Raw genomic sequence first — 21,792 nt, 5'->3', positions numbered from 1 at the left:
GCCGGCCGCCCGGCCGCCCCGGACGGCGCCGCCCCCGAGCTGGACCGGCTGGTCCACCCGGCGGACCTGCCGGACGTGCAGGCCGCGCTCGCCGAGGCGCTGGCCACCGGCGGCCGCTACCGGATCGGCTACCGGGTGCTGCGGCCCGGCGGCCGGCCCGCCCGGGTCGAGGAGTCCGGCGAGGTGATGCTGGACGTGCACGGGCGGCCGGTGCGGATCGCCGGGCTGCTGGCCGAGGCCGGGTACCGGGAGCAGCCGCCGGCCGAGGAGCGGAACTCCCCGGCCGCCGCCCGGACGGCACTGCTGCTGACGCTCACCCGGGCGCTGTCCCGGGCGGTGACCGTCCGGGACGTCACCACGGCCGTCACCGACGTCGCCCGTCCGGCGCTCGGCGCCGCCGGCATCGTCCTGGACCTGGTGGACGCGGGCCGGCTGCTGCCCGTCTCGCACACCGTGTACGGGGGCCCGCGCCGCACCGAGCTCACCCGTCTGGCGGACCTGTCCGAGGGCGTGATGCAGCGGTCGCTGGCCCGCTCCGCCCCGCTGTTCAGCGAACCCTCGGCGGCCCGTTCCCGGCGCGATCCGCTCGCCCCGGCCGCCTGGGCGGTGCTGCCGCTGGTCGCCTCCGGGCAGCAGGTCGGCTCCTGCCTGATCACCTTCGCCGCCGAGCGGGTGTTCAGCCGCGAGGACCGGACCCTGTACTCGGCCTTCGCCGGCATCCTGGCGCAGTCCCTGGAGCGGGCCCGGCTGTACGACACCCACCACCACCGGGCCTCCGAGCTGCAGCGGGCGATGCTCCCGCGCACCCTGCCCCGGCTGTCCGGGATCGCCAGTGCCGCCCGCTACCTGCCGAGCACCGAGGGCATGCAGATCGGCGGCGACTGGTACGACCTGCTGCGGCTGCCGGAGGGCCGGATCGGGCTGGTGATCGGCGACGTCCAGGGCCACAACGCCGAGGCCACCGCGGTGATGGGCCAACTGCGCAGCGGGCTGCGGGCGTACGCGACGGACGGGCACGACCCGGCCGCCACCCTGACCCGCACCAGCCGGCTGCTGGCCGAGCTGGACACCGAGCTGTTCGCGACCTGCCTCTACCTGACCCTGGATCCGGCCGACGGCGCGCTGACCGCCGCCCGGGCCGGGCACCCGGCGCCGGTGCGGATCACCGCCGACGCCGCGGCCGTCGAGCTGGAGCTGCCGGGCGGGCCGCCGCTGGGGGTGGATCCGGAGCAGCCGTACCCGCTGGCGGTGGAGCGGCTGGCGGTCGGGGAGACGCTGCTGGCGTACACCGACGGGCTGGTCGAGGACCGCGAGGAGGACTACGACGAGTCGGTGCAGCGGATGCTCGGCGGGCTCGAACTGTGGGCGCGGCAGACCGGTCCGGGGCGGATCGGCCCGGCACCGGCGCTGGAGCGGCTGGCCGATCTGCTCACCCTGAACGTGACCGAGCGGCGGTCCCGGCCGGACGACGTGGCGCTGCTGCTCCTGCACCGGACGACGCCCCTTCCGTAACACCGTGCACACGGGCCCCACACATCGCGGAACGCGATCCGGCCGTCGGGCTCGGTTCCGGCGTTCCCACCGGGGCCGGTCAGGTTGCTCCCCCGGCTCGTCAGGCGCAGGGATCGGGGTCGAACGAGTGCCGATTGGCGCCGAATTGACTCGATATTGACGAGATCCGGTCACTTGGCGAGATCCGTTCACACCTTCGTAGGATCATCACCCTAGAATTCGCGGCGTGACGATGACTCAGTGGTCCGTAACGGCAACCGGCGTACTCGCCGTCCTCGCCCTCGTGGCCGCCGCGCGGTACCGCGCCGTGTCCGTCACCCAGCGCCGCCGCGCCGACCGGCTGCACGGCGAACTCGCCGCCCTCCAGGAGCAACTGGCCGCCGAACTCTCCCGCCGCGGCGAGGACCTCGCCGCCGTCCAGCAGGAGCAGGAGCACACCGCCTCCACCCAGCGGGCCTTCCTCAGCGTCGCCCGCCGGATCCTGGTGATGGCCCACGACCAGCAGGCGCTGCTGGACGAGATGGAGCGCACCCACGACGACCCGGCCCTGCTGGAGGGCCTGCTCAAGGCCGACCACGCCGCCGCCCAACAGGCCCGGCTGGCCCAGACCCTGGCCGTGCTGTGCGGCGCGCGGGCCGGCCGGCACTGGCCGGAACCGGTCCCCCTGGAGGACGTCGTCCGCGGCGCCCAGTCGCGCATCCTGCCGTTCCAGCGCGTGGTGGTGCGCAGCCGGACCGAGACCGCGGTGGTCGGCGCCGCCGCCGAGGCGCTGATCCACGCGATCGCCGAACTGCTGGACAACGCCACCCGCTACTCCCCGCCCAGCACCCAGGTGTTCGTCACCCTGATGCCGGTGCACAACGGCGCCGTCATCGAGATCGACGACGGCGGCGTCGGCATGCCGGAACAGGCCGTCGTCAAGGCCGCGGCCGCGCTGGCCGGCGGCAGCACCCTGGAGGTCTCCCGGCTGGGCGAGGTCCCGCAACTGGGCCTGGCCGCGGTCGGCCGGCTCGCCGAGCAGTACGGCTTCCGGGTCACGCTCAGCTCGGCGCCCTCGCCGTACGGCGGCGTGCGCGTGGTCCTGCTGCTGCCCAACGCGCTGCTCACCGAGCCGCTGCCGCCCACCGTCCCCGGCCTCGGGCCGGACGACCGGGCGTTCAACCCCGGCCCCCGACCGGCCTCCCCCGTCGGTCACCCCCTGCTGGAGACCCCGCCGTCCGGCCGGCACGCCGCCACCGGCGACACCCCGCCCCCGCTGCCCCGCCGGAGCCACCGGCGCGGCCGCACGGGCCGCCCCGCCCAGCACGCCGCTCCCCCACCGCAGCCCGCGCCGCCCTACCGCTCGGCCCGGGACGCGCAGGCGTTCATGGCGATGTTCCAGGCCGGGACCGCCAGCGGCCGTACCGCCGCCCGGGCCCAGGCCCAGTCCGACCCTTCCCTTCCCGCTTCCCCCCGACTTCCCCAGCGCTCCGGAGAGTTCCATGACCACCACCCCTGATCTCGGCTGGCTGCTCGCCGACATCATCGCCGTCCCGCAGGTCCAGCACGCCGTCGTCGTCTCCAACGACGGCCTGGAGATCGGCCGCAGCGCCGGCATCGCCCGCGACGACGCCGAACGGCTCGCCGCCGCCTGCTCCGGACTGCAGTCGCTGGCCCGCGGCGTCGCGACGGGCTTCGGCGGGCCGGGCAGCGCCACTCGCCAGATCATCATCGAGTACGGCGGCGGCTACCTCTTCGTCGTCGCCGCCGGGGCCGGCGCGCACCTGGCCGTGGTGACGAGCGAGGCGGTCGACGCCGGCCTGGTCGCCTACCAGATGCAGGTCCTGGTCGAGCGGATCGGCACCCACCTCACCAGCCCGCCGCGCGTCGACCACGCGGCGGGGGGCCACCGGTGAGCGGCCCGGTCCGGCCGTACGTCATCACCGGTGGGCGCAGCCGCTCCACCCGGGCCGAGCTGGCCCTGGAGAGCCTGGTCAGCGCGTTACCCGACCCGCCGGACCTGCCCGAGCACCCGCTGCTGAACCGCGAGCACCGGCGCATCCTCGACCTCTGCCACAGCCTGCTGTCCATCGCCGAGGTGGCGGCCCACCTGGGGCTGCCGCTCGGCGTCGTCAAGGTGCTGGTCGGAGACCTGTGGGACCTCGGCGCCGTGCAGGTGCTCCCGCCCGTCCCACAGGCCGAACGCCTGCCCGCAACCCTCCTGGAGGAGGTGCTCGTTGGCCTCCGCCAACTCCGCTGAAGCCGTCCCCGACGCCCCGGACGCAACCGACGCGGCCGGTGCCGCCGACGGACCGCAGTACCTGCCCTCCTCGGTGCAGGGCGCGGTCAAGATCCTGGTCACCGGTCCGTTCGGGGTGGGCAAGACCACCCTGGTCGGCTCGCTGAGCGAGATCACCCCACTGCGCACCGAGGAGACCATGACCGCCGCCAGCGCGGGCATCGACGACCTCACCGGGCGCCCCGGCAAGACCACCACCACGGTCGCGCTGGACTTCGGCCGGATCACGCTCAACTCGCGGCTCGCGCTGTACCTGTTCGGCACGCCCGGGCAGCAGCGGTTCTGGCCGCTCTGGGACGACCTGTCGCGCGGCGCGCTCGGCGCCATCGCCATGGTCGACCTGCGCCGCCCCGACGAGAGCTTCGACGTGCTCGGCCGGCTGGAGGAGCAGCGCATCCCGTTCGCGGTCGCGGTCAACACCTTCCCGGACACGCCGGGTTACCCGGAGGAGGAGCTGCGCTCGGCGCTGGACCTGCTGCCGGAGGTGCCGATCCTGCACTGCGACGCACGCGACCGCCGGCAGTCCTACGACCTGCTGATCGACTTCGTCGACCACCTGCACCGCAGCTCGATCCTGGAGCTCCAGGGATGACCACCCCCGAACCCCCCGGCGCCGCCGGGTGCCCGGTCGCCCACGGCACCGGCCTGCCCGGCGGGCTGCCCGTGGGCGTCCCGCTGACCCCGCTGTACGGCCCGGCCGTCGCCGAGGACCCGCACGGCCTGTACGCCCGGCTGCGCGAGCGCTACGGGCCGGTCGCCCCCATCGAGCTGGAGCCCGGGGTCGAGGCCTGGCTCGTCCTCGGCTACGCCGAGCTGCTCGAACTCACCCGCAACGAGGCGCTGTTCTCCAAGGACTCGCGCCGCTGGCGGGTGCCCGCCGAGGGCCGGCTGGCGGCCGACTCCCGGCTGCTGCCGATGACCTCCTGGCGGCCCACCCTGCTCAACCTGGACGGCGCCGAGCACCAGCGGCTGCGCTGCGCCGTCTCGGACACCCTCGCCCAGATCGACCACCGCCAGCTGCGCGGCACCACCGAGGCCGCCGCCAACGGGCTGATCGACGGCTGGGGCCCGGACGGCACCGCCGACCTGGTCGCCCAGTACGCGCGCCGGCTGCCGCTGCTGGTCTTCACCCAGCTGGTCGGGCTGCCGGTGGAGAGCGGGCCCCGGGTGGTCGAGCTGATCAGCCACTTCGTGGACAGCAGCGCGCAGTCGCAGCGCGCCGGCCTGGAGTTCCAGACGATGCTCGTCGACCTGGTGCGCCGCCGCCGGACCGCCCCGAGCGCCGACCTCACCTCCTGGCTGCTCGCCCACCCGGCCGGGCTGACCGACGAGGAGGCGGTGCACCACCTGGTGGTGCTGCTGGTCGCGGGCAACGAGACCTCGATCAACTGGACCGGCAACACGCTGCGGCTGCTGCTCACCGACCGGCGCTTCCGGGCCACCCTCACCGGCGGACGGCTGACCGTCTCCGACGCGCTGGAGGAGGTGCTCTGGCGCGACCCGCCGACGCAGAACTTCCCCGGCCGCTGGGCCACCGGCGACACCGTGCTCGGCGGCCAGTACATCAGCGCCGGCGACATGCTCGTCCTCGGCCTGGCCGCGGCCAACGCCGACCCGGCCGCGCAGGGCGTCTCCGCCGCCGCCCAGGGCTCGCTCGGCGGCAACCGGGCGCACCTGGCGTGGGGCGCGGGCCGGCACGTCTGCCCGGCCCAGCACCCGGCCAGGATCATCGTCGAGACCGCCGTCGAGACCCTGCTGCACCGCCTCCCCGACCTCCAACTGGCCGTACCGGCCGGAGAGCTGACCTGGCGCCCGTCCCCGTGGTCCCGGGCCCTGACCGCCCTCCCGGTGCTCTACAGCGCCTTCACCCCGCCCCGCCCGCCAGCCCCCGAGAGGCCCGCATGGACACCACCACCGACGCCGGAACCCGCGCCGAGCCCGTCCGGCTCGACCCCTTCGGCCGCGACCAGCACGGCGAGAACGCCCGACTCCGCGCGGCCGGCCCCGCGGTCCTGGTGGAACTCCCTGGCGGGGTGGTGGTCTGGGCGGTAACCCACCACGACACCCTCCAGTCGCTGCTGGCCGACCCCCGGGTCGGCAAGGACGCCCGGCTCTGGAACACCTTCCGGGAGGGACGGCTGCCGGAGGGCTGGCCGCTGCTCAACTTCATCGCCGTCCCCGGCATGGTCACCGCCGACGGCGAGGACCACCGGCGGCTGCGCGGGCTGGTCTCGCAGGCCTTCACCCCGCGCCGGATCGCCGACCTGGCCCCCGCCGTCGAGGCCCGGACGATCGCACTGCTCGACGAGGTCGCGAAGCTGGAGGGCCCGTTCGACCTGCGGCGGCACTTCGCCTACCCGCTGCCGATGCAGGTGATCGGCGAACTGCTCGGCCTCGCGCTGGAGCAGCAGGACGAACTGCACGAGCTCTCCGACACCATGGTCTCCAGCTCGGCCACCCCGGCGGCGGCCCTGGCCGCGCAGCGGGGCCTGAACGCGCTGCTGGCCTCGGTGGTGGCGGCCAAGCGGGCCGAGCCCGGCAACGACCTGACCAGCGACCTGATCGCCGTCCGCGAGGCCGGCCACCCCCTCGACCGGCAGCGGCTCAGCGAGGCCGAGCTGGTCGGCACCCTGCTGCTGATGCTGGTCGCCGGGCACGAGACCACGCTCAACCTGATCACCAACGCCGTCCGCGCCCTGCTCGCGCACCCGGACCAGCTGCGGCTCGTCCTGGACGGGGAACAGCCGTGGTCGGCGGTGGTCGAGGAGACCCTGCGCTACGACTCCCCGGTCGGGCAGTTCCCGCTGCGCTACGCGACCGAGGACATCGCGGTCGGCGACGTGGTGATCCGGCGCGGCGAGGCGCTGCTGGCCTCGTACGCGGCGGCCGGACGGGACTCCGGGCACCATCCGGACGCGGACCGCTTCGACCTCACCCGGCAGCCCGCCAAGCACCTGTCGCTCGGCCACGGCCCGCACTTCTGCCTCGGCTCCGGGCTCGCCCGGCTGGAGGCCGAGACGGCGCTGCGGCACCTGTTCACCCGCTTCCCCGGGCTGGCCCCGGCGCAGGGGCGGACGAACGAGCCGATCGCCTCGTTCGTCAGCAACAGCGTGCGCACCCTGTGGGTGACGGTCCGAGCCGGCCGGTGACCTGAGGGCGGTCCGGGTCGTTCGCCAGGGCATGAAGAAACTCGCCACCCTGGCCGCCCTCACCATGGCGGGCCTCGCCCTCGCCGCCCCGGCGGCCTGCGCCGCCACCCAGACCGCCTCCTCGCCGGACGTCACCGGCGGGCTCACCGACGGGCTCGAAGTCTCGCCCGCCGACCTCGCCCTGAGGACCGTGGGCACGCTCCCGCTGGTCGGCAAGCCGGCCAACGAGATCGAGGCGATCGGGACCAACCAGCTGGACCACCCGGGGCTCAGCGGACACGTCCTCAACTGATTGATCCGGCGATCAGGTGACCGGGTGGCCGGGTGGTCGGGTGACCGGACGGCCCGGTGGCGCACCCGCCCGGCGACCGGCCCGTGGGCGGCCGGCCGACCCCCGAACGGTCGGCCGCCCACGGCACTCGACGCGCGGCACCCGGGCCGCGGGGCGCTCAGCCCGCGGACAGCCGGTTGAGCTCCGGGTAGCTCAGCCCTTCGGCGAACGCGCCGAACGTGCCGCTCCCGTACACCTCCCGCGCGGCCCGGCGGACCGCCGCGTACGCCACCTCGGCCAGACCCGGGCCCAGGCTGATCCGGGCCACGCCGAGCTTCGCGAGTTCGGCGACCGCCGGGGAGCCGGGACCGGCCAGCACGTTCAGCGGCGCCGGGACGGCCGCGACCAGGGCGGCGATGGTCTCCGGGTCGGCCACCCCGGGGACGAACACCCCGTCCGCGCCCGCCGCGACGTACGCCCGCAGCCGGTGCACCGCGTCGTCCAACCGGCCCTCCGGGGCGCCGATCCCGTGCAGAAAAACATCGGTGCGGGCGTTGACGAAGAGCGGCACGCCGGCCGCGTCCGCCGCGGCCCGGGCGGCCGCGATCCGCTCGGCGGCCTCCTCCGGGGGACGGCCCTCGTCCTCCAGGTTCACCCCGACGGCGCCGGTGGCGATCAGCGCGGCGACCGTCCCGCCGACGCCGGCGGCGGTGTCCGCGTAGCCGCCCTCCAGGTCCGCGGTGACCGGCAGGTCGACCGCGCGGACCACCTGGGCGGTCCGGGCCAGCACCTGCTCGGGGTCGGCGCCGCCGCCGTCCGCGCTACCCAGCGACCAGGACACGCTCGCGCTGGCCGTCGCCACCGCCCGCGCCCCGGCGGCGGCCACCAGCCGGGCGCTCGGCACGTCCCAGGCGTTCGCCAGCACCAGCGGCTCGCCCGGGCGGTGCAGCTCGCGCAGCAGCCGGGCCCGCTCCCGCCGGACGGCGGGGTCCGCGGCACTCACTTGGCGGCCGGGCTCATGCGGGTGGACACGCCGATCCGGTTCCAGGCGTTGATGGTGGCGATCAGCGCGATCAGCTGGGCCAGCTCGGTCTCGTCGAACCGCTCGGCGGCCTCCGCGTACACGGCGTCCGGCACGTGGCCCTGGGTCAGCAGGGTGACCGACTCGGTGAGGGCCAGGGCGGCGCGCTCGCGGGCGGTGAACCACGGGGTCTCGCGCCAGGCCGGCAGGGAGACCAGGCGGTGGTCCTGCTCACCGTGCTTGCGGGCGTCGGTGGAGTGCATGTCGATGCAGAAGGCGCAGCCGTTGATCATCGAGGCGTGCACCTTGACCAGCTCGGCGATCACCGGGTCGAGGCCCTCCCGGGAGGCCCGGTCCACGGCGATCATCGCCTGGTAGTAGGCGGGGGCGAGCTTGTGCATCAGCAGGCGCTGCTCGGGGGCGGGCACCGGGGCTCCGTGCGTGCCGGTCGTCGCGGCCGTCGTCTCGTTCGTCGTCATGGCCGCCAGCCTAGGAGCGCGGTGGCCTGGCGTCCTGGTGCGTTCGGCCACCCGTTCCTTGGGCCACTTCCCGGGCACGTCCCGGCCACTTCCGGCGTACGAACGACCGTGCGAGGATCGCTGGCAGGGGATCGTCGGCAGGAGGTCGCCGAAGGTCGAGGTCAGGGGGCACGGTCGTGTGCACGGCGTTCGTCAGCATCGAGCCCGGAGCGGCCGTCCCGGTGCTGCTGCTGTCCGTCCGGGACGAGTACCTGGGCCGCGCCTGGCTGCCGCCCGACCACCACTGGCCGGACCGTCCGGAACTGCTCGGCGGACTGGACCTCGCGGCCGGCGGCACCTGGCTGGCCGTCGACCCCGGCCGGCGCACCGCCGCCTGCCTGCTGAACGGCTTCGGCCCGCTCGCCCCCGCCGACGCCCGGCGCACCCGCGGCCGGCTGCCGCTCACCGCCCTCCGGGAGGGCGGGATCGGCCACCTCGACCTCACCCCGTACGACCCGTTCCACCTCGTCCTGGCCCGGGCCGACGGCGCCCGGGTGTTCAGCTGGGCCGGCGGGCGGCTGGAGGAGCGCGAACTGCCGTCCGGCCTGAGCGTGGTGCTCAACGACGGGCTGGAGGGCCTGGCGGCCGGCCGGACCGCCTCCGAGCGGATCCGCGCCCTGATGGCCGCGCGGGCCGCCCACTTCCGGTCCCGCTTCACCGCCGTGCCCCGGCCCGGGCCGACCGCCGACGGACCGGCCGAGGCGGCCTGGGGCGGGTGGCTGCCGATCGTCGCCGGGGACGGGCTCGCCCCGGACGCGGACGCCGCGCTGGTCCAGCGGCGGGACTTCGGCGACGGACGGATCTGGGGGTCCTCCTCGATCTCACTGCTCGCGCTCGGACCGGACCTGCTGCGCTACGACTTCGCGGCCGCGCCGGTGGCCGCGGACGGGCCGGGGTGGCGGCGGGTGGCGGCGGCCTGACGGCGGGCTGACGGCAGCCGGCCCCACGTCGGCGGCGGCGGAAAAGGACTTGCACCTGACGCTGCGGGAGGCGGCATCGTGGCGCGGGTCGAGCCGAAGGAGACCGCCGTGACCCACCCGGACCCCGCGCCCCGCCCCCGCCCCCGCCTGCTCGCCGCGCTGACCGTCGCCCTGCCGCTGGCGGGCACACCGGCCGCGGTGACCGCCCTCGTGCTGTTCGGCGACGCCGCGCACCGGACCGTCCCGTCCGCCACCGTCCTGGCCTCCGTGGCGGCGGCGCTGATCGGTCATTTCGGCCCCGGTGTCGCGCAGCCGTACGGTCGGTGAACTTCCGACGGCGGGGTTGGCGAACGTCTACATGCCCGTAGTAGCTTCGCGACGGCCCCGGATCCGGGCGGCCACCGACCCCCGAGCGAAGGTGCGCGATGTCGACCCTGACCTACCCGGAAGCGATAGGCGTCGGCCTGCTCCAGGGTGTGACGGAACTCTTCCCGGTCTCCAGCCTCGGCCACAGCATCCTGCTGCCCGCCCTGGTCGGCGGAAGGATCCAGCACGACCTCGACATGACCGCCGAGGGCTCCTCGTACCTCGCCGCCCTGGTCGCCCTGCACCTGGCCACCGCGCTCGCGCTGGTGGTCTACTTCCGCAAGGACTGGGTCCGGGTGGTCGACGGGCTGTTCGGCTCGATCCGGCACCGCCGGGTTCAGACCCGCAACGAGCGGCTCGCCTGGCTGCTCGTCCTCTCCACCATCCCGGTCGGCGTGGCCGGCCTGGTGCTGGAGAAGGCCCTGCGCAACGCGCTCGGCAAGCCCGTCCCGGCCGCGGTCTTCCTCGCCCTCAACGGCCTCGTGCTGCTCGGCGCCGAGCGGCTCAAGCGCGGCGGCACCGGCCGCCGCCGGGCCGGACGCATCACCGCCGCCGCCGACGAGCCGGGCGTGGACCCGGCGACCGCCTCCGACCACCGGCTGACCCGGCTCGGCTACGGGCAGGGCGCCTGGATCGGCGCCGCGCAGATCCTCGCGCTGTTCCCCGGCATCAGCCGCTCCGGCGTCACCATGAGCGCCGGCATCCTGCGCGGACTGCACCACGAGGACGCGGCCCGGTTCTCCTTCCTGCTCGCCACCCCGGTCATCCTGGCCGCCTCGGTGCTGAAGGTGCCGGAGCTGTTCAAGCCGGAGAACTCCGGCGTGCTCGGCCCGGTCCTCGCGGGCAGCCTCGCCGCCTTCGTGGCCGGCTACGTCTCGGTGCGCTTCCTCACCAGGTACTTCGAGACCCGCAGCCTGACGCCGTTCGCGCTCTACTGCTTCCTGGCCGGCGTCGGCAGCGCGGTCTACCTGTCGCTCTGAGCCGCCCGGACCGCCCCGGCCGGGGCCTGCGCGAGCTCGGCCGGCCGGGAGAACATCGGCCCGTGCCCGGCCTCGCGCAGTTGCGCCGCCACCTCGTCCCACGCCCACGCCCACGCCCCGAGTCAGGCGCCCGCCACCAGTACGAAGGTCGCCATGGGCGGCACCCTAGCGCGCGCGTGCGACAGTGGCCCGGGAAACGACGGCGAACAGGACGTGGAGGAAACGTGGTTGAGGAACAGGGCGGGCCGGCCCCGCTCACGGGGAAGGCGGCGGTCGTCACGGGCGGCTCGCGGGGCATCGGGCGGGCCGTCGTCCGGCGGCTGGCCCGCGACGGCGCGCAGGTCGTCCTCGGCTACGCCCACGACGAGCGGGCCGCCGCCGAGGTGGTCCGTGCCGTGGAGGCCGAGGGCGGCCGTGCCTGGGCGCTGCGGGCCGACCTCGGCGAGGCCGGTGCCGCCGAGCGGCTGATGGCCGAGGCCGAGGAGCGGCTCGGCGGGCTGGACGTCCTGGTGAACAACGCCGCCGGCTCCTTCACCCCGACCCCGCTGGCCGAGCTGGCCGACGCGGACCTCGACGCCGTGTTCACGGTCAACACCCGCGCCGCCTTCACCACCGTCCGCTACGCCGCCCGCCGGATGCGCGACGGCGGACGGATCGTCAACATCTCGACGGTGAACACCGTCCGGCCCGTCCCCGGCATCGCCGCGTACGCCGCCAGCAAGGGCGCCGTCGAGCAGCTCACCGCCGTGGCCGCCGTCGAACTGGGTCCGCGCGGGATCACCGTCAACACCGTCTCGCCCGGCGCCACCGACACCGACCTGCTGCGCGGCACCAACCCGCCCGAGGCCCTCGACCGCGTGGCCGGCCTCACCCCGCTGCGCCGCCTCGGCCGGCCCGAGGACATCGCCGACGTCGTCGCCTTCCTGGCCGGGCCCGAAGGGCGCTGGCTCACCGGACAGAACCTCCGGGCCGCGGGCGGGCTGGCCTGATCCCCGGCCCGGGGCGCCCGGCAGCCGGCCGGGCGGCCCGACCGGTCACGCCGTGAGGCCCAGGGCGGCCAGGCGGACGGGATCGGTGAGGATGTCCATCGCGGTGACGCGGCCCCCGTGGACGGTGAACGACATGACCGACAGCGGACGGCCCTCGGCGAAGGACACCACCCCGGGCGAGCCGTTGACCAGGACGATCCGGCCCTCGGCGGCGAAGCGGGCGAACGTGATCGCCTGCGAGGCGACGTCCGCCGCACCGCGGCGCAGCGCGCTCGGGACCAGCGTGCCGCCGTCCGACCGGGCCACCACGTCCGGGTCGAGCACGGTCAGCAGGGCGCCGAAGTCGCCGCCCCGGGCGGCGCTCAGGAAGGCCTCCACCACCGTGCGCTTGCGGGCGTTGTCGGAGTCCGCGGCCGGGGTGGCGCCCTGGACCCGGCGGCGGGCGCGGCTGGCCAGCTGCCGGGTGGAGGCGGAGGTGCGGCCCAGCACCTCGGCGATCCCGTCGAAGGGCACCTCGAACATGTCGTGCAGCACGAAGGCCACCCGCTCCGCCGGGGAGAGCGTCTCCAGCACCACCATCAGCGCGATCCCGACCGAGTCCGCGACCAGGACCTCGTGCACCGGGTCCAGCGCCGACAGCCCGCTGACCACCGGGTCCGGCAGCCGCACCCGGTCCTCCTGCTCGGGCATCGGGTCCTCCCGGCGGGAGGCGCGGGAGCGCAACTGGTCCAGGCAGACCCGGCCGACGACCGTGGTGAGCCAGGCCCCGAGGTTGCGCACCCCGCCCGCGTCACTGCGGCCCAGCTTCAGCCAGGCCTCCTGGACGGCGTCCTCGGCCTCGGCGATCGACCCGAGCATCCGGTAGGCCACCGCCCGCAGTTGGGGGCGCTCCGCCTCGAAACGCCGGGCCAGTTCGGCCAGTTCGGCGGGTTCGGCAGGCTTGGCCGGTTCGGCCGGCTCGGCCGGTTCGGTCGACTCGGCCGGGGGGATTTCCTCGCTCACCCTGTCACATCCTCGCGTCGGGATCCGTCGGTCCAGTGACGGACGCTAACCGACCGGGAGGACACCATGACCACCACCCGGATCGCCGACCGCTCGGGCAAGGCCGTCCCCGACGACGTCCGGCATCCCGCCGCCCCGCCACGCGAGAATGGGGGTTGTGAGCACCTCCCGGACCACCTCCTGGACCACCTTCGGCGGCGACCTGCACCTGGACCTCACCGAGCGGCGGGCCGCCGGCGCCGGACTGCGGGCCGCCCTGGAGGACGCGCTGCGCGAGGCCGTCCAGGACGGGCGGCTCGGCCCCGGCACCCGGCTGCCGTCCTCCCGGGCGCTCGGCGAGGACCTCGGGATCGCCCGCAACACCGTGGTCGAGGCGTACGGCCAGCTCACCGCGGAAGGCTGGCTCAGCTCCCGGCAGGGCTCCGGAACCACCGTCGCCCGACGGGCCGCGCCGGAACCACCCCAGGGCCGGCGGCCGGCCCCCCGACCGTCGCCGAGGCGCCCGACCGCCCGGTACGACCTGATGTCCGGACGGCCCGACCTCTCGCTCTTCCCCCGCACCGCCTGGCTCGCCGCCGCCCGCCGCGCCCTCGCCACCGCACCGCACGAGGCCCTCGACTACGGCAGCCCACTCGGCCGGATCGAACTGCGGCAGGCGCTCACCCACTACCTGGCCCGGGTCCGCGGCGTCCGCACCGACCCCGACCACCTGCTCGTCTGCACCGGCGTCACCCAGGGCCTCGGCCTGCTCTGCGCCGCCCTGCGGGAACGCGGCGCCCGCGCTCTGGCCGTCGAGGAGTACGGGCTGCCGCCGCAGCACGCGGTCGCCCGGGCCGCCGGGCTCGCCACCGCCCCGGTGCCGCTGGACGCGGACGGCGCCCTGGTCGACCGGCTCGACAGCCGGGCGGGCGCCGTCCTGCTCACCCCGGCCCACCAGTACCCCACCGGCGCGGCGCTCTCCGCCGACCGGCGGGCGGAGGCGGTGCGGTGGGCGCGGGAGCACGACCGGTACGTCGTCGAGGACGACTACGACGGCGAGTTCCGCTACGACCGGCAGCCGCTCGGCGCCATGCAGGCGCTGGACCCGGAGCGGGTGGTGTACGCCGGAACGGCCGCCAAGAGCCTCGCACCGGGCCTGCGGCTGGCCTGGCTGGCCCTGCCGGACGCGCTGGTCGAGCCGGTCGCCCGGCTCAAGGCGCTGGCCGACACGATGTCCCCGGTGCTGGACCAGCTGACGCTGGCGGAACTGATCACCTCCGGCACCTACGACCGCCACGTGCGGCGCTGCCGCCTGCACTACCGGCGCCGGCGCGACCACCTGGTCTCGGCGCTCGCCGAACACGCCCCGCACGTCCGGGTCACCGGCATCGCGGCCGGCCTGCACGCCGTGCTCCAGCTGCCGCCCGGTTCCACCCCGGAAGCCGAACTCGTCGCCCGTGCCCAGCAGGCCGGTCTCTCCCTCGGCGGCCTCGCACGGCACCGCGTCACCCCGGCCACCGCCGAAGCCCCGCCCGCCCTGGTCATCGGCTACGCCACCCCGCCGGAGCACGCCTTCGCCGGGGCCGTCCGGGCCCTGTGCGAGCTGCTGCGCGGGGCGTGAGCGGGGCGGGCAGGGCGGGCCGGGCCGGGCCGGGCCGGTGAAGCCGGGGCCCCGCCGCCGGGGTCGGCCGGCGGGGCCGGTTCGGGGAGGTGGTCCGCCCGCCTCCCTCGGGGGTGGGGGGCGGGCGGACGGTCAGGGGTTCGAACTACTTGTTGCGGCTGCCCAGTTCGAACAGGAGGATGATGAAGCCGGCGAAGATGTGGATGCCGGCCGTGTAGATCACCAGGCGGTGGTAGACGCGCTTGTTGGCCCACTTGCCGGCGTCCATGGTCTTCGGACCCGCTGCGGTGTCGGCGCCGGCGGCCGGGGTGGCGGTGGTGGTGGGATCGGCCATGGTGATCTCCTCCGGGGTGTTCTGACGGCTGGTCAGTGAACGGCGGCGGGGCCGCCGCCGAGGCAGAGTTCGCCGCCGGGGCTCTGCAGCAGGGTGTGGACGAAGAGCAGTTCGACGCCGCTGTCCGACTCCGCGGCGATGCAGTGCGGCGTGAGCGAGTCGTAGTGGGCGGAGTCGCCCACCCCGAGTTGGTGGACGCGGTCGCCGAGGGTGACCCGGAGCGCGCCCTTCAGGACGTACAGCCACTCCTCGCCCGGGTGGACCCGGACCACCGAGTCCTGCACGCCCGGCGGGACGTGCACCCGAAGGGCCTGCATGGCGCGGCCGGGGGCGCCGGCCCGCCGGTAGCCCCAGCCGCCGGCCCGGCCGGGCTCGATGGCGCCGCCGCGGACGATCGGGTCCGGCTCGGCGAGGGTCTCGCCGAGCAGGCCGGAGACCGAGGTCCCGTACGCGCGGGCGAGGCCGAGCAGGACGGGCAGCGAGGGCTGCCGTCGGCCGGTCTCCAGCCGGGACAGATAGGCTGGGGAGAGTCCGACCCGTCCGGCGGCCACCTCCAGCGTGAGGCGACTGCTGAGCCGGTGCTCACGGAGGCGGGCGGCGAGGCCGGCGACCTCCTGGTCGTCGAGCTGTTCGCCGGTCGTGGCGGCACCGGTGGAGCTGCTGGTCATGTGTCCAGTGGACACCCGGCGTGCCGCAGGGGCAAGAAATTTGCCTCAGAGGCAAGGGCTCGAAAGGGGGCCGCGTCCCCGCGCTCACGGCCGCGGGATGTTCCGCAGATTGCTCCGGGCCAGGTCGATCATGCGCCCGACGCCGCCCGAGAGCACCGTCCGGCCCGCCGCCAGGGCGAAACCCTTCAGCTGGGCGGCGGTGACGTGCGGCGGGATGGACAGCGCGTTGGGGTCGGTGACCACGTCCACCAGGGCCGGACCCGGCCGCTCCAGCGCCTCCGCCAGCACCTCCCGGACCCGGGCCGGCTCGGTGACCCGCTTGGCCTGGATGCCCATCGCCCGGGCGATCCCGGCGTAGTCCACGTCCCCGTTGTCGATCTCGGACTCCGGGTAGCCGGAGACCAGCATCTCCAGCTTGATCATGCCCAGTGCGCCGTTGTTGAAGACCACCGTCTTCACCGGCAGCCGGTGCTTGGCCACCGTGAGCAGCTCGCCGAGCAGCATGCCGATCCCGCCGTCGCCCGCCATCGCGACCACCTGCCGCCCCGGGCAGGCGAGCTGGGCGCCGATCGCGTGCGGGAGGGCGTTGGCCATCGAGCCGTGCAGGAAGGAGCCGATCACCCGGCGGCGGCCGTTGGGCCGGAGGTAGCGGGCGGCCCAGACGTTGTTCATGCCGGTGTCCACGGTGAACACCGCGTCCTCGGCGGCCACCTCGTCCAGCACCGAGGCGACGTACTCGGGGTGGATCGGCAGGTGCTTCTCGATGTCCCGGGTGTACGCGCCGATCACGTCCTCCAGCGCCCGGCAGTGCTTGCGTAGCATCCCGTCCAGGAAGGCGCGGTCCCGCGTGGCGTCCAGCAGCGGCAGCACGGCCCGCAGGGTGGCGGCCACGTCCCCGTGGACGGCCAGGTCGAGCGGGGTGCGGCGGCCGAGCCGGGTCGCGTCGTGGTCGACCTGGACGGTGTGCGCCTGCGGCAGGAAGGAGTCGTACGGGAAGTCGGTGCCGAGCAGCAGCACCAGGTCGGCGGAGTGCAGCGCCTCGTGGCAGGCGCCGTAGCCGAGCAGTCCGCTCATGCCGACGTCGTACGGGTTGTCGAACTGGATCCACTCCTTGCCGCGCAGGGAGTGGCCGATCGGCGCGTTCAGGGCCTGCGCGGCCGCCATCACCTCGGCGTGCGCCGCACGCACCCCGGCGCCGCAGAACAGGACCACCTTGCGGGCCGCGTTGAGCAGCCGGGCCAGCTCCTGCACCTGGGACCAGGGCGGCGCGGCGACGGCCTCCTCGGTGAGGAAGTGGCCGGTGCCGGTGGGTGCGGCAGCGGTCAGCGCGGCGACGTCCCCGGGGAAGGCGAGCACCGAGACGCCGTGCGAGCCGAGCGCGTGCTGGACGGCGACCCGCAGCAGGCGGGGCAGCTGGGCGGGGGTGGAGAGCATCTCGCACCAGTTGCTGCAGTCGGTGAACACCCGCTCGGGATGGGTCTCCTGGAAGAAGCCGGTGCCGATCTGCCCGGACGGGATGTGGGAGGCGAGCGCGAGCACGGGCAGGCCGCTGCGCTGGGCGTCGTACAGGCCCTGGATCAGGTGGGTGTTGCCGGGGCCGCAGGACCCGGCGCAGACCGCGAGCCGGCCGGAGAGTTCGGCCTCGGCGGCGGCCGCGAAGGCGCCGGCCTCCTCGTTGCGCACGTGCACCCAGCTGATGCCGTCGGCCCGGCGGATCGCGTCCACGACGGGGTTGAGGCTGTCGCCGACGACGCCGTAGACCCGCTCCACCCCGGCCTGCCGGAGCACTTCCACCATCTGTTCGGCCACGCTCACCACGGCTGTGCTCCTTCGGTCGCCACGGGACACCTGCACCCTCCGCCGGGGAGGTGGCGGGCGCAGCCGGGGCGGGCCGAAGGAGTGAGCGGGGTACGGGCTACTCGGCCGCCAGGTGGTCCTGCTGACCGAGCTTGCCGGCCGCGAGGCCGGCCTGGGGCTGGCGGCGGCCGGGTTCGCGGCCCGGGGGCTGGGCGACCCGCTCCTGCGCGGGCGGGACGGTGGTCGCCAGGGTGACCGGGGAACCGGACTCGACCTGCACCGCCTCGCCGTCGTGCCGCAGGTGGAGGACCTCGCCGCGGCGCAGCGTGTACGTCGTGCGCTCATGGGTGATCTCGACGCCGAGCAGGTGCCCGCGCACCAGCAGCGAGAAGCTCAGCCGCATCAGCCCGGACGGCAGCCGCGGCCGGAACGAGAGCGTCTCGCTGTGGTCGCGCAGCCCGCCGAAGCCGGCCACCAGGGCGATGCAGGCCCCGGCGAGCGAGGCCATGTGCAGGCCGTCCCGGGTGTTGCCGCCGAGGTCGTGCAGGTCCATCAGCGCCGCCTCGGCCGTGTAGTCGTAGGCGAGGTCGAGCTGGCCGACCTCGGCGGCGATGACCGCCTGGGTGCAGGCGGAGAGCGAGGAGTCCCGGACGGTCAGCCGCTCGTAGTAGGCGAAGTTGCGGGCCTTCTGCTCGTCGGTGAAGGCGTCGCCGCGGACCTGCATGGCGAGCACCAGGTCGGCCTGCTTGACCACCTGCTTGCGGTACAGGTCGAAGTACGGGAAGTGCAGCAGCAGCGGGTACTTCTCCGGCGGGGTCCGCTCGAAGTCCCAGACCTGGTGGTGGGTGAAGCCGTCGGCCTGCGGGTGGACGCCGAGGTCCTCGTCGTACGGGATGTACATCGCGGCGGCCGCGTCGCGCCAGGCGGCGGTCTCCTCGGTGTCCACGCCGAGCAGCGAGGCCTCGTGCGGGTGGCGGACGGCGGCCTCGGCGGCGGCCCGCAGGTTGCTCTGCGCCATCAGGTTGGTGAAGACGTTGTTGTCCGCGACGGCGCTGTACTCGTCGGGGCCGGTGACGCCCTCGATGCGGAACCTCCCGGACACGTCGTGGTGGCCGAGCGAGCGCCACATCCGGGCGGTCTCGACGAGCAGTTCGAGCCCGTACTCGCGCTCGAACTCGGCGTCGCCGGTGGCCCGGACGTAGCGGGCGACGGCGGCGGCGATGTCGGCGCCGATGTGGAAGGCCGCGGTGCCGGCCGGCCAGTACCCGGAGCACTCCTCGCCGCGGATCGTCCGCCACGGGAACACCGCGCCGGACAGGCCGAGTTGGACGGCCCGCTCGCGGGCCAGCGGCAGGGTGGTGTGCCGCCAGCGCAGGGCCTGGTTGACGGCGGCGGGCAGGCAGTAGGTGAGCACCGGCAGGACGAAGGTCTCGGTGTCCCAGAAGCTGTGCCCGTCGTAGCCGGGCCCGGTCAGGCCCTTGGCGGGGATGGCCCGCTCCTCGCTGCGGGCGCCCGCCTGCAGGACGTGGAAGACGGCGAACCGGACGGCCTGCTGGAGCTCGACGTCGCCCTCGATCGCGATGTCGCTGGTCTCCCAGAACTCCCTGAGGAACGCGGCCTGTTCGGCGACCAGCCCGTCCCAGCCGGTGTAGCGGGCGGCGGTCAGCGCGGCCTCCACCTGGTCCCGGACGGCGGGCAGCGAGCGGGTGCCGGACCAGCCGTAGGCGATGAACTTGGTCAGCCGCAGCCGCTGGCCGGCCTTGAGCACGGTGGTGGCGCTGATCCGGCAGTGGTCGGCCTCGGACTCGGCGACGGTGTCGGACTTCTCCGGGCCCTCGATGATGTGGTCCATCCCGGCCGCGACCCGGATGCCGCTGTAGCGGGTGCGGTGCACCAGGACGGCCTTGGTGGCGCTGGCGTGGTGCGCCTCGGGCTGCAGCGGCGCCTCCATCACGGCGGCGGCCCGCGGGTCGCCCTCGGGGCCGCCGGGCAGCTGCTCGTTGGCGACCAGCTCGGACTGGAGCACGATCCGCACCGGGCCGTCCACCGCCTCGACGCTGTACTCGACGGCGGCGATCGCGCGCTGGGTGAGCGAGACCAGCCGGGAGGAGCGCACCCTGATCGTCCGCCCGGCCGGGGAGGTCCACTCGGCCTCGCGGTGCAGCAGGCCCTCGCGGAAGTCCAACCAGCGCTTGTGGCTGACGAGTTCGCCGTAGCGCAGATCGAAGGGCTCGTCGTCCACCAGCAGCCGGATGATCTTGCCGTTGGTCACGTTGATGACGCTCTGGCTGGACTCCGGGTAGCCGTAGCCGCCCTCGCCGTACGGCAGCGGGCGCAGCTCGAAGACACCGTTGAGATAGGTGCCGGGCAGGCCGTGCGGCTCGCCCTCGTCCAGGTTGGCGCGCAGGCCGATGTGCCCGTTGGACAGCGCGAAGACGGACTCGGCGCGGGCCAACGAGCCCAGGTCGAGGCCCTGTTCGGTGATCTGCCAGGGGTCGATCGCGAAGTTGTCCCCGGGACTCATGCGCCCCCCTCGCCGCGCTCGGCAGGGGCGTTCGCCCACACGCGCCTCTCGATGATTCGCTCGCCGCGCTCGCTCACGCGCCCCCCTCCCCCAGGAGCTCGGAGAGGTCCTGGACGACCACGGTCGCGCCGTCCCGGCGCAGTTCGGCGGCCTGGCCGGTGCGGTCCACCCCGACCACCGCGCCGAAGCCGCCGGCCCGGCCGGAGGCGACCCCGGCGAGCGCGTCCTCGAAGACCGCGGCGCGGGCGGGTTCGACGCCGAGGGCGCGGGCGGCGTACAGGTAGGTGTCGGGGGCGGGCTTGCCGGGCAGGCCCTCGGCCTTGGCGACGTTGCCGTCCACGATCACCTCGAACAGCTCCTCGATCCCGGCCGCCCGCAGCACGTCGCGGCAGTTGGCGCTGGAGGAGACCACGGCGCTGGGCAGCCCGGCCGCGCGCAGCCGGTGCACGTAGTCCACCGAGCCCTGGTACGGCTGGACGCCCCGCTCCCGGATCAACCGCAGCACGGTGTCGTTCTTGGCCCGGCTGATCCCTTGCACGGTACGGGAGTTGGGCGGGTCCTCCGGGGTGCCCTCGGGTAGTTCGATGCCCCGGCCGAGCAGGAACGCGCGGGTGCCGTCCAGGCGCGGGCGGCCGTCCACGTAGGTGTCGTAGTCGGTGACGGCGTCGAAGGGGACGAACTGCCCGCCGGTGCGGGCGGCTTCGGCGCGCAGGAAGGCGTCGAAGGTGTCCTTCCAGGCCGCGGCGTGCACCTTCGCGGTCTGGGTGAGCACCCCGTCGAGGTCGAAGAGGAAAGCACGGATGTCGTCCGGTAGCCCCAGCATGGGTGCAGTCTTACCCGGGAACGGGGGGAAGCCGCCCATTTCCCGGCGGCGCGTCGCGGGAAGGGCGGCTTCCGGCGGCCCGGCCGGGCCGCCGGGACGGGACGGGACCGGACGGGACCGGACGGGACCGGACGGGACCGGACGGGACCGGACGAGGTTACGGCGAGTCGGGCATCTGCGCCTCGGGCGACTCGACGACCGCGAAGACCGCGCCCTGCGGGTCCTGGACCACCGCCATCCGGCCGGACTGCATGTCGAAGGCCGGCTGGATCACCGAGCCGCCTGCCTTGACCAGGGCGTCCACCGTGGAGTCGGCGCTGTCCACCGAGAAGTAGGTCATCCAGTGCGAGGGCGTGCCGGGCGCCAGGTAGCCGGGCATCGCCTGCATGCCGCACACCGTGCGGTCGCCGACGTTGAGCGAGAAGTAGCCGTCCATGCCCTGGATGGTGGCCGGGCGCAGCCCGAGGGCCGGCTGGTAGAAGCTGCCGGCCGTCCCGGTGTCGGCGGTGTTGAGCTCGTTCCAGACCAGCGCGCCGGGCTCGTTGACCACGCCGGCGCCGATGAAGTCCATCGCCTGCCAGACCCCGAACACCGCGCCGGTCGGGTCGGCGGCGACCAGCATCCGCCCGATCGTGCCGACGTCCATCGGGTCGTACAGGACGGTGCCGCCGGCCTCCGTGATGGAGGTCCGGGCCGCGTCGGCGTCGTCCGAGGCGAGGTAGGTGGTCCAGGCGACGGGCGGCACCGGCTGGCCCTCGGGCGCCATCTGCGCCATGATCCCGGCGACCGGCCGGCCGTTGAGCAGGCACACGGCGTAGCCGCCGAATTCGGCCGGGCCGACCTCGCCCTGCCAGCCGAACAGGTCGCGGTAGAAGTCGAGCGCGGCCTGCTGGTCGCTCGCCATCAGGTCGACCCAGCACGGGGTGCCGGGCATGTACGGATCGGTGACTACGGGCATTGCTGGGCCTCCCGGAGGCGGTGGTGGCCGGCTGTGGTGGTCGGGACGGTCGGGCCGTCGTCCGGGCCGGGCCGGGTGGGGG

General features: G+C 75.0%; 21 protein-coding genes. 12 read left to right on the top strand and 9 right to left on the bottom strand.

The features are described 5' to 3' along the window. The 7 genes from ACWGKU_RS33320 to ACWGKU_RS33290 all read left to right on the top strand — a co-directional run. The coding region (locus ACWGKU_RS33320) for a SpoIIE family protein phosphatase (protein ID WP_452191675.1) at nt 1-1,512 on the top strand (1,512 nt) is incomplete at its 5' end. A gap of 232 nt (nt 1,513-1,744) precedes the next feature. After that, on the top strand, nt 1,745-3,010 hold the full coding sequence (locus tag ACWGKU_RS33315; RefSeq protein ID WP_359898088.1) for an ATP-binding protein: 1,266 nt from the start codon (nt 1,745-1,747) through the stop codon (nt 3,008-3,010). Then, nucleotides 2,994-3,407, top strand: a complete 414-nt coding sequence (locus ACWGKU_RS33310; protein ID WP_359897914.1) for a roadblock/LC7 domain-containing protein — start codon at nt 2,994-2,996, stop codon at nt 3,405-3,407. The genes ACWGKU_RS33315 and ACWGKU_RS33310 overlap by 17 nt, the downstream gene beginning before the upstream one ends. After that, nucleotides 3,404-3,751, top strand: a complete 348-nt coding sequence (locus ACWGKU_RS33305) for a DUF742 domain-containing protein (protein WP_359897915.1) — start codon at nt 3,404-3,406, stop codon at nt 3,749-3,751. The genes ACWGKU_RS33310 and ACWGKU_RS33305 overlap by 4 nt, the downstream gene beginning before the upstream one ends. After that, nucleotides 3,729-4,382: a GTP-binding protein gene (locus ACWGKU_RS33300; protein WP_380354874.1), complete on the top strand. Its 654-nt coding sequence runs from the start codon at nt 3,729-3,731 to the stop codon at nt 4,380-4,382. The genes ACWGKU_RS33305 and ACWGKU_RS33300 overlap by 23 nt, the downstream gene beginning before the upstream one ends. 1,309 nt (nt 4,383-5,691) lie before the next feature. Further along, entirely contained in the window at nt 5,692-6,939 is a 1,248-nt protein-coding gene (locus ACWGKU_RS33295) for a cytochrome P450 family protein (protein WP_452179226.1), read from the top strand. Between the two features lie 31 nt (nt 6,940-6,970). After that, complete coding sequence (locus ACWGKU_RS33290) at nt 6,971-7,231, top strand: hypothetical protein (RefSeq protein WP_380547332.1); 261 nt, start codon at nt 6,971-6,973, stop codon at nt 7,229-7,231. Nucleotides 7,232-7,388: 157 nt separating this feature from the next. Here ACWGKU_RS33290 and ACWGKU_RS33285 read toward each other — a convergent pair whose 3' ends face one another. Both ACWGKU_RS33285 and ACWGKU_RS33280 read right to left on the bottom strand, forming a co-directional pair. Further along, nucleotides 7,389-8,213 carry an isocitrate lyase/PEP mutase family protein gene (locus tag ACWGKU_RS33285; protein WP_380547330.1) on the bottom strand — a complete coding sequence of 275 codons (825 nt, stop codon included), beginning with the start codon at nt 8,211-8,213 and terminating at the stop codon, nt 7,389-7,391. Then, nucleotides 8,210-8,710 (bottom strand): carboxymuconolactone decarboxylase family protein, encoded by a 501-nt coding sequence (locus tag ACWGKU_RS33280; RefSeq protein ID WP_401048502.1) that lies wholly within the window; start codon nt 8,708-8,710, stop codon nt 8,210-8,212. The genes ACWGKU_RS33285 and ACWGKU_RS33280 overlap by 4 nt, the downstream gene beginning before the upstream one ends. A gap of 176 nt (nt 8,711-8,886) precedes the next feature. Between ACWGKU_RS33280 and ACWGKU_RS33275 the strand changes: the two genes are divergently transcribed. The 4 genes from ACWGKU_RS33275 (at nt 8,887) to ACWGKU_RS33260 (ending at nt 12,004) form a co-directional block, all read left to right on the top strand. Continuing rightward, a complete protein-coding gene (locus tag ACWGKU_RS33275; protein ID WP_452179225.1) occupies nt 8,887-9,669 on the top strand; it encodes an NRDE family protein in 783 nt (260 codons plus the stop codon). Nucleotides 9,670-9,777: 108 nt separating this feature from the next. Beyond that, on the top strand, nt 9,778-9,996 hold the full coding sequence (locus ACWGKU_RS33270) for a hypothetical protein (RefSeq protein WP_380547324.1): 219 nt from the start codon (nt 9,778-9,780) through the stop codon (nt 9,994-9,996). Nucleotides 9,997-10,094: 98 nt separating this feature from the next. Then, complete coding sequence (locus ACWGKU_RS33265) at nt 10,095-11,015, top strand: undecaprenyl-diphosphate phosphatase (protein WP_452179224.1); 921 nt, start codon at nt 10,095-10,097, stop codon at nt 11,013-11,015. A 224-nt stretch (nt 11,016-11,239) separates the two neighbouring features. Next, the gene (locus ACWGKU_RS33260) at nt 11,240-12,004 is read left to right on the top strand and encodes a glucose 1-dehydrogenase (RefSeq protein ID WP_401048508.1); all 765 of its coding nucleotides are present in this window, start codon (nt 11,240-11,242) and stop codon (nt 12,002-12,004) included. 45 nt (nt 12,005-12,049) lie between these two features. On the opposite strand, the gene ACWGKU_RS33255 is transcribed toward ACWGKU_RS33260, so the two are convergent. After that, the gene (locus ACWGKU_RS33255) at nt 12,050-12,925 is read right to left on the bottom strand and encodes a sigma-70 family RNA polymerase sigma factor (protein ID WP_401048510.1); all 876 of its coding nucleotides are present in this window, start codon (nt 12,923-12,925) and stop codon (nt 12,050-12,052) included. Between the two features lie 238 nt (nt 12,926-13,163). Between ACWGKU_RS33255 and pdxR the strand changes: the two genes are divergently transcribed. Beyond that, the gene (gene pdxR / locus ACWGKU_RS33250; protein WP_452179223.1) at nt 13,164-14,606 is read left to right on the top strand and encodes a MocR-like pyridoxine biosynthesis transcription factor PdxR; all 1,443 of its coding nucleotides are present in this window, start codon (nt 13,164-13,166) and stop codon (nt 14,604-14,606) included. A gap of 145 nt (nt 14,607-14,751) precedes the next feature. Here pdxR and ACWGKU_RS33245 read toward each other — a convergent pair whose 3' ends face one another. The 6 genes from ACWGKU_RS33245 to ACWGKU_RS33220 form a co-directional block, all read right to left on the bottom strand. Continuing rightward, on the bottom strand, nt 14,752-14,940 hold the full coding sequence (locus ACWGKU_RS33245; protein WP_401049889.1) for a DUF6126 family protein: 189 nt from the start codon (nt 14,938-14,940) through the stop codon (nt 14,752-14,754). 32 nt (nt 14,941-14,972) lie between these two features. Further along, nucleotides 14,973-15,608, bottom strand: coding sequence for a helix-turn-helix domain-containing protein (locus ACWGKU_RS33240; RefSeq protein WP_359897928.1), 636 nt, complete (start codon nt 15,606-15,608; stop codon nt 14,973-14,975). Between the two features lie 84 nt (nt 15,609-15,692). Next, on the bottom strand, nt 15,693-17,405 hold the full coding sequence (locus ACWGKU_RS33235; protein ID WP_401049891.1) for a pyruvate dehydrogenase: 1,713 nt from the start codon (nt 17,403-17,405) through the stop codon (nt 15,693-15,695). 118 nt (nt 17,406-17,523) lie between these two features. After that, the gene (locus ACWGKU_RS33230) at nt 17,524-19,929 is read right to left on the bottom strand and encodes a glycoside hydrolase family 65 protein (protein ID WP_401049886.1); all 2,406 of its coding nucleotides are present in this window, start codon (nt 19,927-19,929) and stop codon (nt 17,524-17,526) included. Nucleotides 19,930-20,002: 73 nt separating this feature from the next. Then, nucleotides 20,003-20,752, bottom strand: a complete 750-nt coding sequence (locus ACWGKU_RS33225) for an HAD family hydrolase (protein ID WP_401049884.1) — start codon at nt 20,750-20,752, stop codon at nt 20,003-20,005. A 157-nt stretch (nt 20,753-20,909) separates the two neighbouring features. After that, nucleotides 20,910-21,710, bottom strand: coding sequence for a VOC family protein (locus ACWGKU_RS33220; RefSeq protein ID WP_452181110.1), 801 nt, complete (start codon nt 21,708-21,710; stop codon nt 20,910-20,912). Nucleotides 21,711-21,792: the final 82 nt, after the last annotated feature.

The organism is Kitasatospora sp. NPDC054768 (assembly GCF_053612025.1).
This window is presented reverse-complemented; position numbering and strand designations above follow the sequence as displayed.

Bases quoted from the DNA above. Each gene is read 5' to 3' on its own strand.
- ACWGKU_RS33220 (WP_452181110.1), bottom strand. From the start codon at position 21,710: ATGCCCGTAGTCACCGATCCGTACATGCCCGGCACCCCGTGCTGGGTC.
- ACWGKU_RS33290 (WP_380547332.1), top strand. From the start codon at position 6,971: ATGAAGAAACTCGCCACCCTGGCCGCCCTCACCATGGCGGGCCTCGCC.
- ACWGKU_RS33245 (WP_401049889.1), bottom strand. From the start codon at position 14,940: ATGGCCGATCCCACCACCACCGCCACCCCGGCCGCCGGCGCCGACACC.
- ACWGKU_RS33240 (WP_359897928.1), bottom strand. From the start codon at position 15,608: ATGACCAGCAGCTCCACCGGTGCCGCCACGACCGGCGAACAGCTCGAC.
- ACWGKU_RS33230 (WP_401049886.1), bottom strand. From the start codon at position 19,929: ATGAGTCCCGGGGACAACTTCGCGATCGACCCCTGGCAGATCACCGAA.
- ACWGKU_RS33225 (WP_401049884.1), bottom strand. From the start codon at position 20,752: ATGCTGGGGCTACCGGACGACATCCGTGCTTTCCTCTTCGACCTCGAC.
- ACWGKU_RS33280 (WP_401048502.1), bottom strand. From the start codon at position 8,710: ATGACGACGAACGAGACGACGGCCGCGACGACCGGCACGCACGGAGCC.
- ACWGKU_RS33310 (WP_359897914.1), top strand. From the start codon at position 2,994: ATGACCACCACCCCTGATCTCGGCTGGCTGCTCGCCGACATCATCGCC.
- ACWGKU_RS33235 (WP_401049891.1), bottom strand. From the start codon at position 17,405: ATGGTGGAAGTGCTCCGGCAGGCCGGGGTGGAGCGGGTCTACGGCGTC.
- ACWGKU_RS33295 (WP_452179226.1), top strand. From the start codon at position 5,692: ATGGACACCACCACCGACGCCGGAACCCGCGCCGAGCCCGTCCGGCTC.
- ACWGKU_RS33315 (WP_359898088.1), top strand. From the start codon at position 1,745: ATGACTCAGTGGTCCGTAACGGCAACCGGCGTACTCGCCGTCCTCGCC.
- ACWGKU_RS33265 (WP_452179224.1), top strand. From the start codon at position 10,095: ATGTCGACCCTGACCTACCCGGAAGCGATAGGCGTCGGCCTGCTCCAG.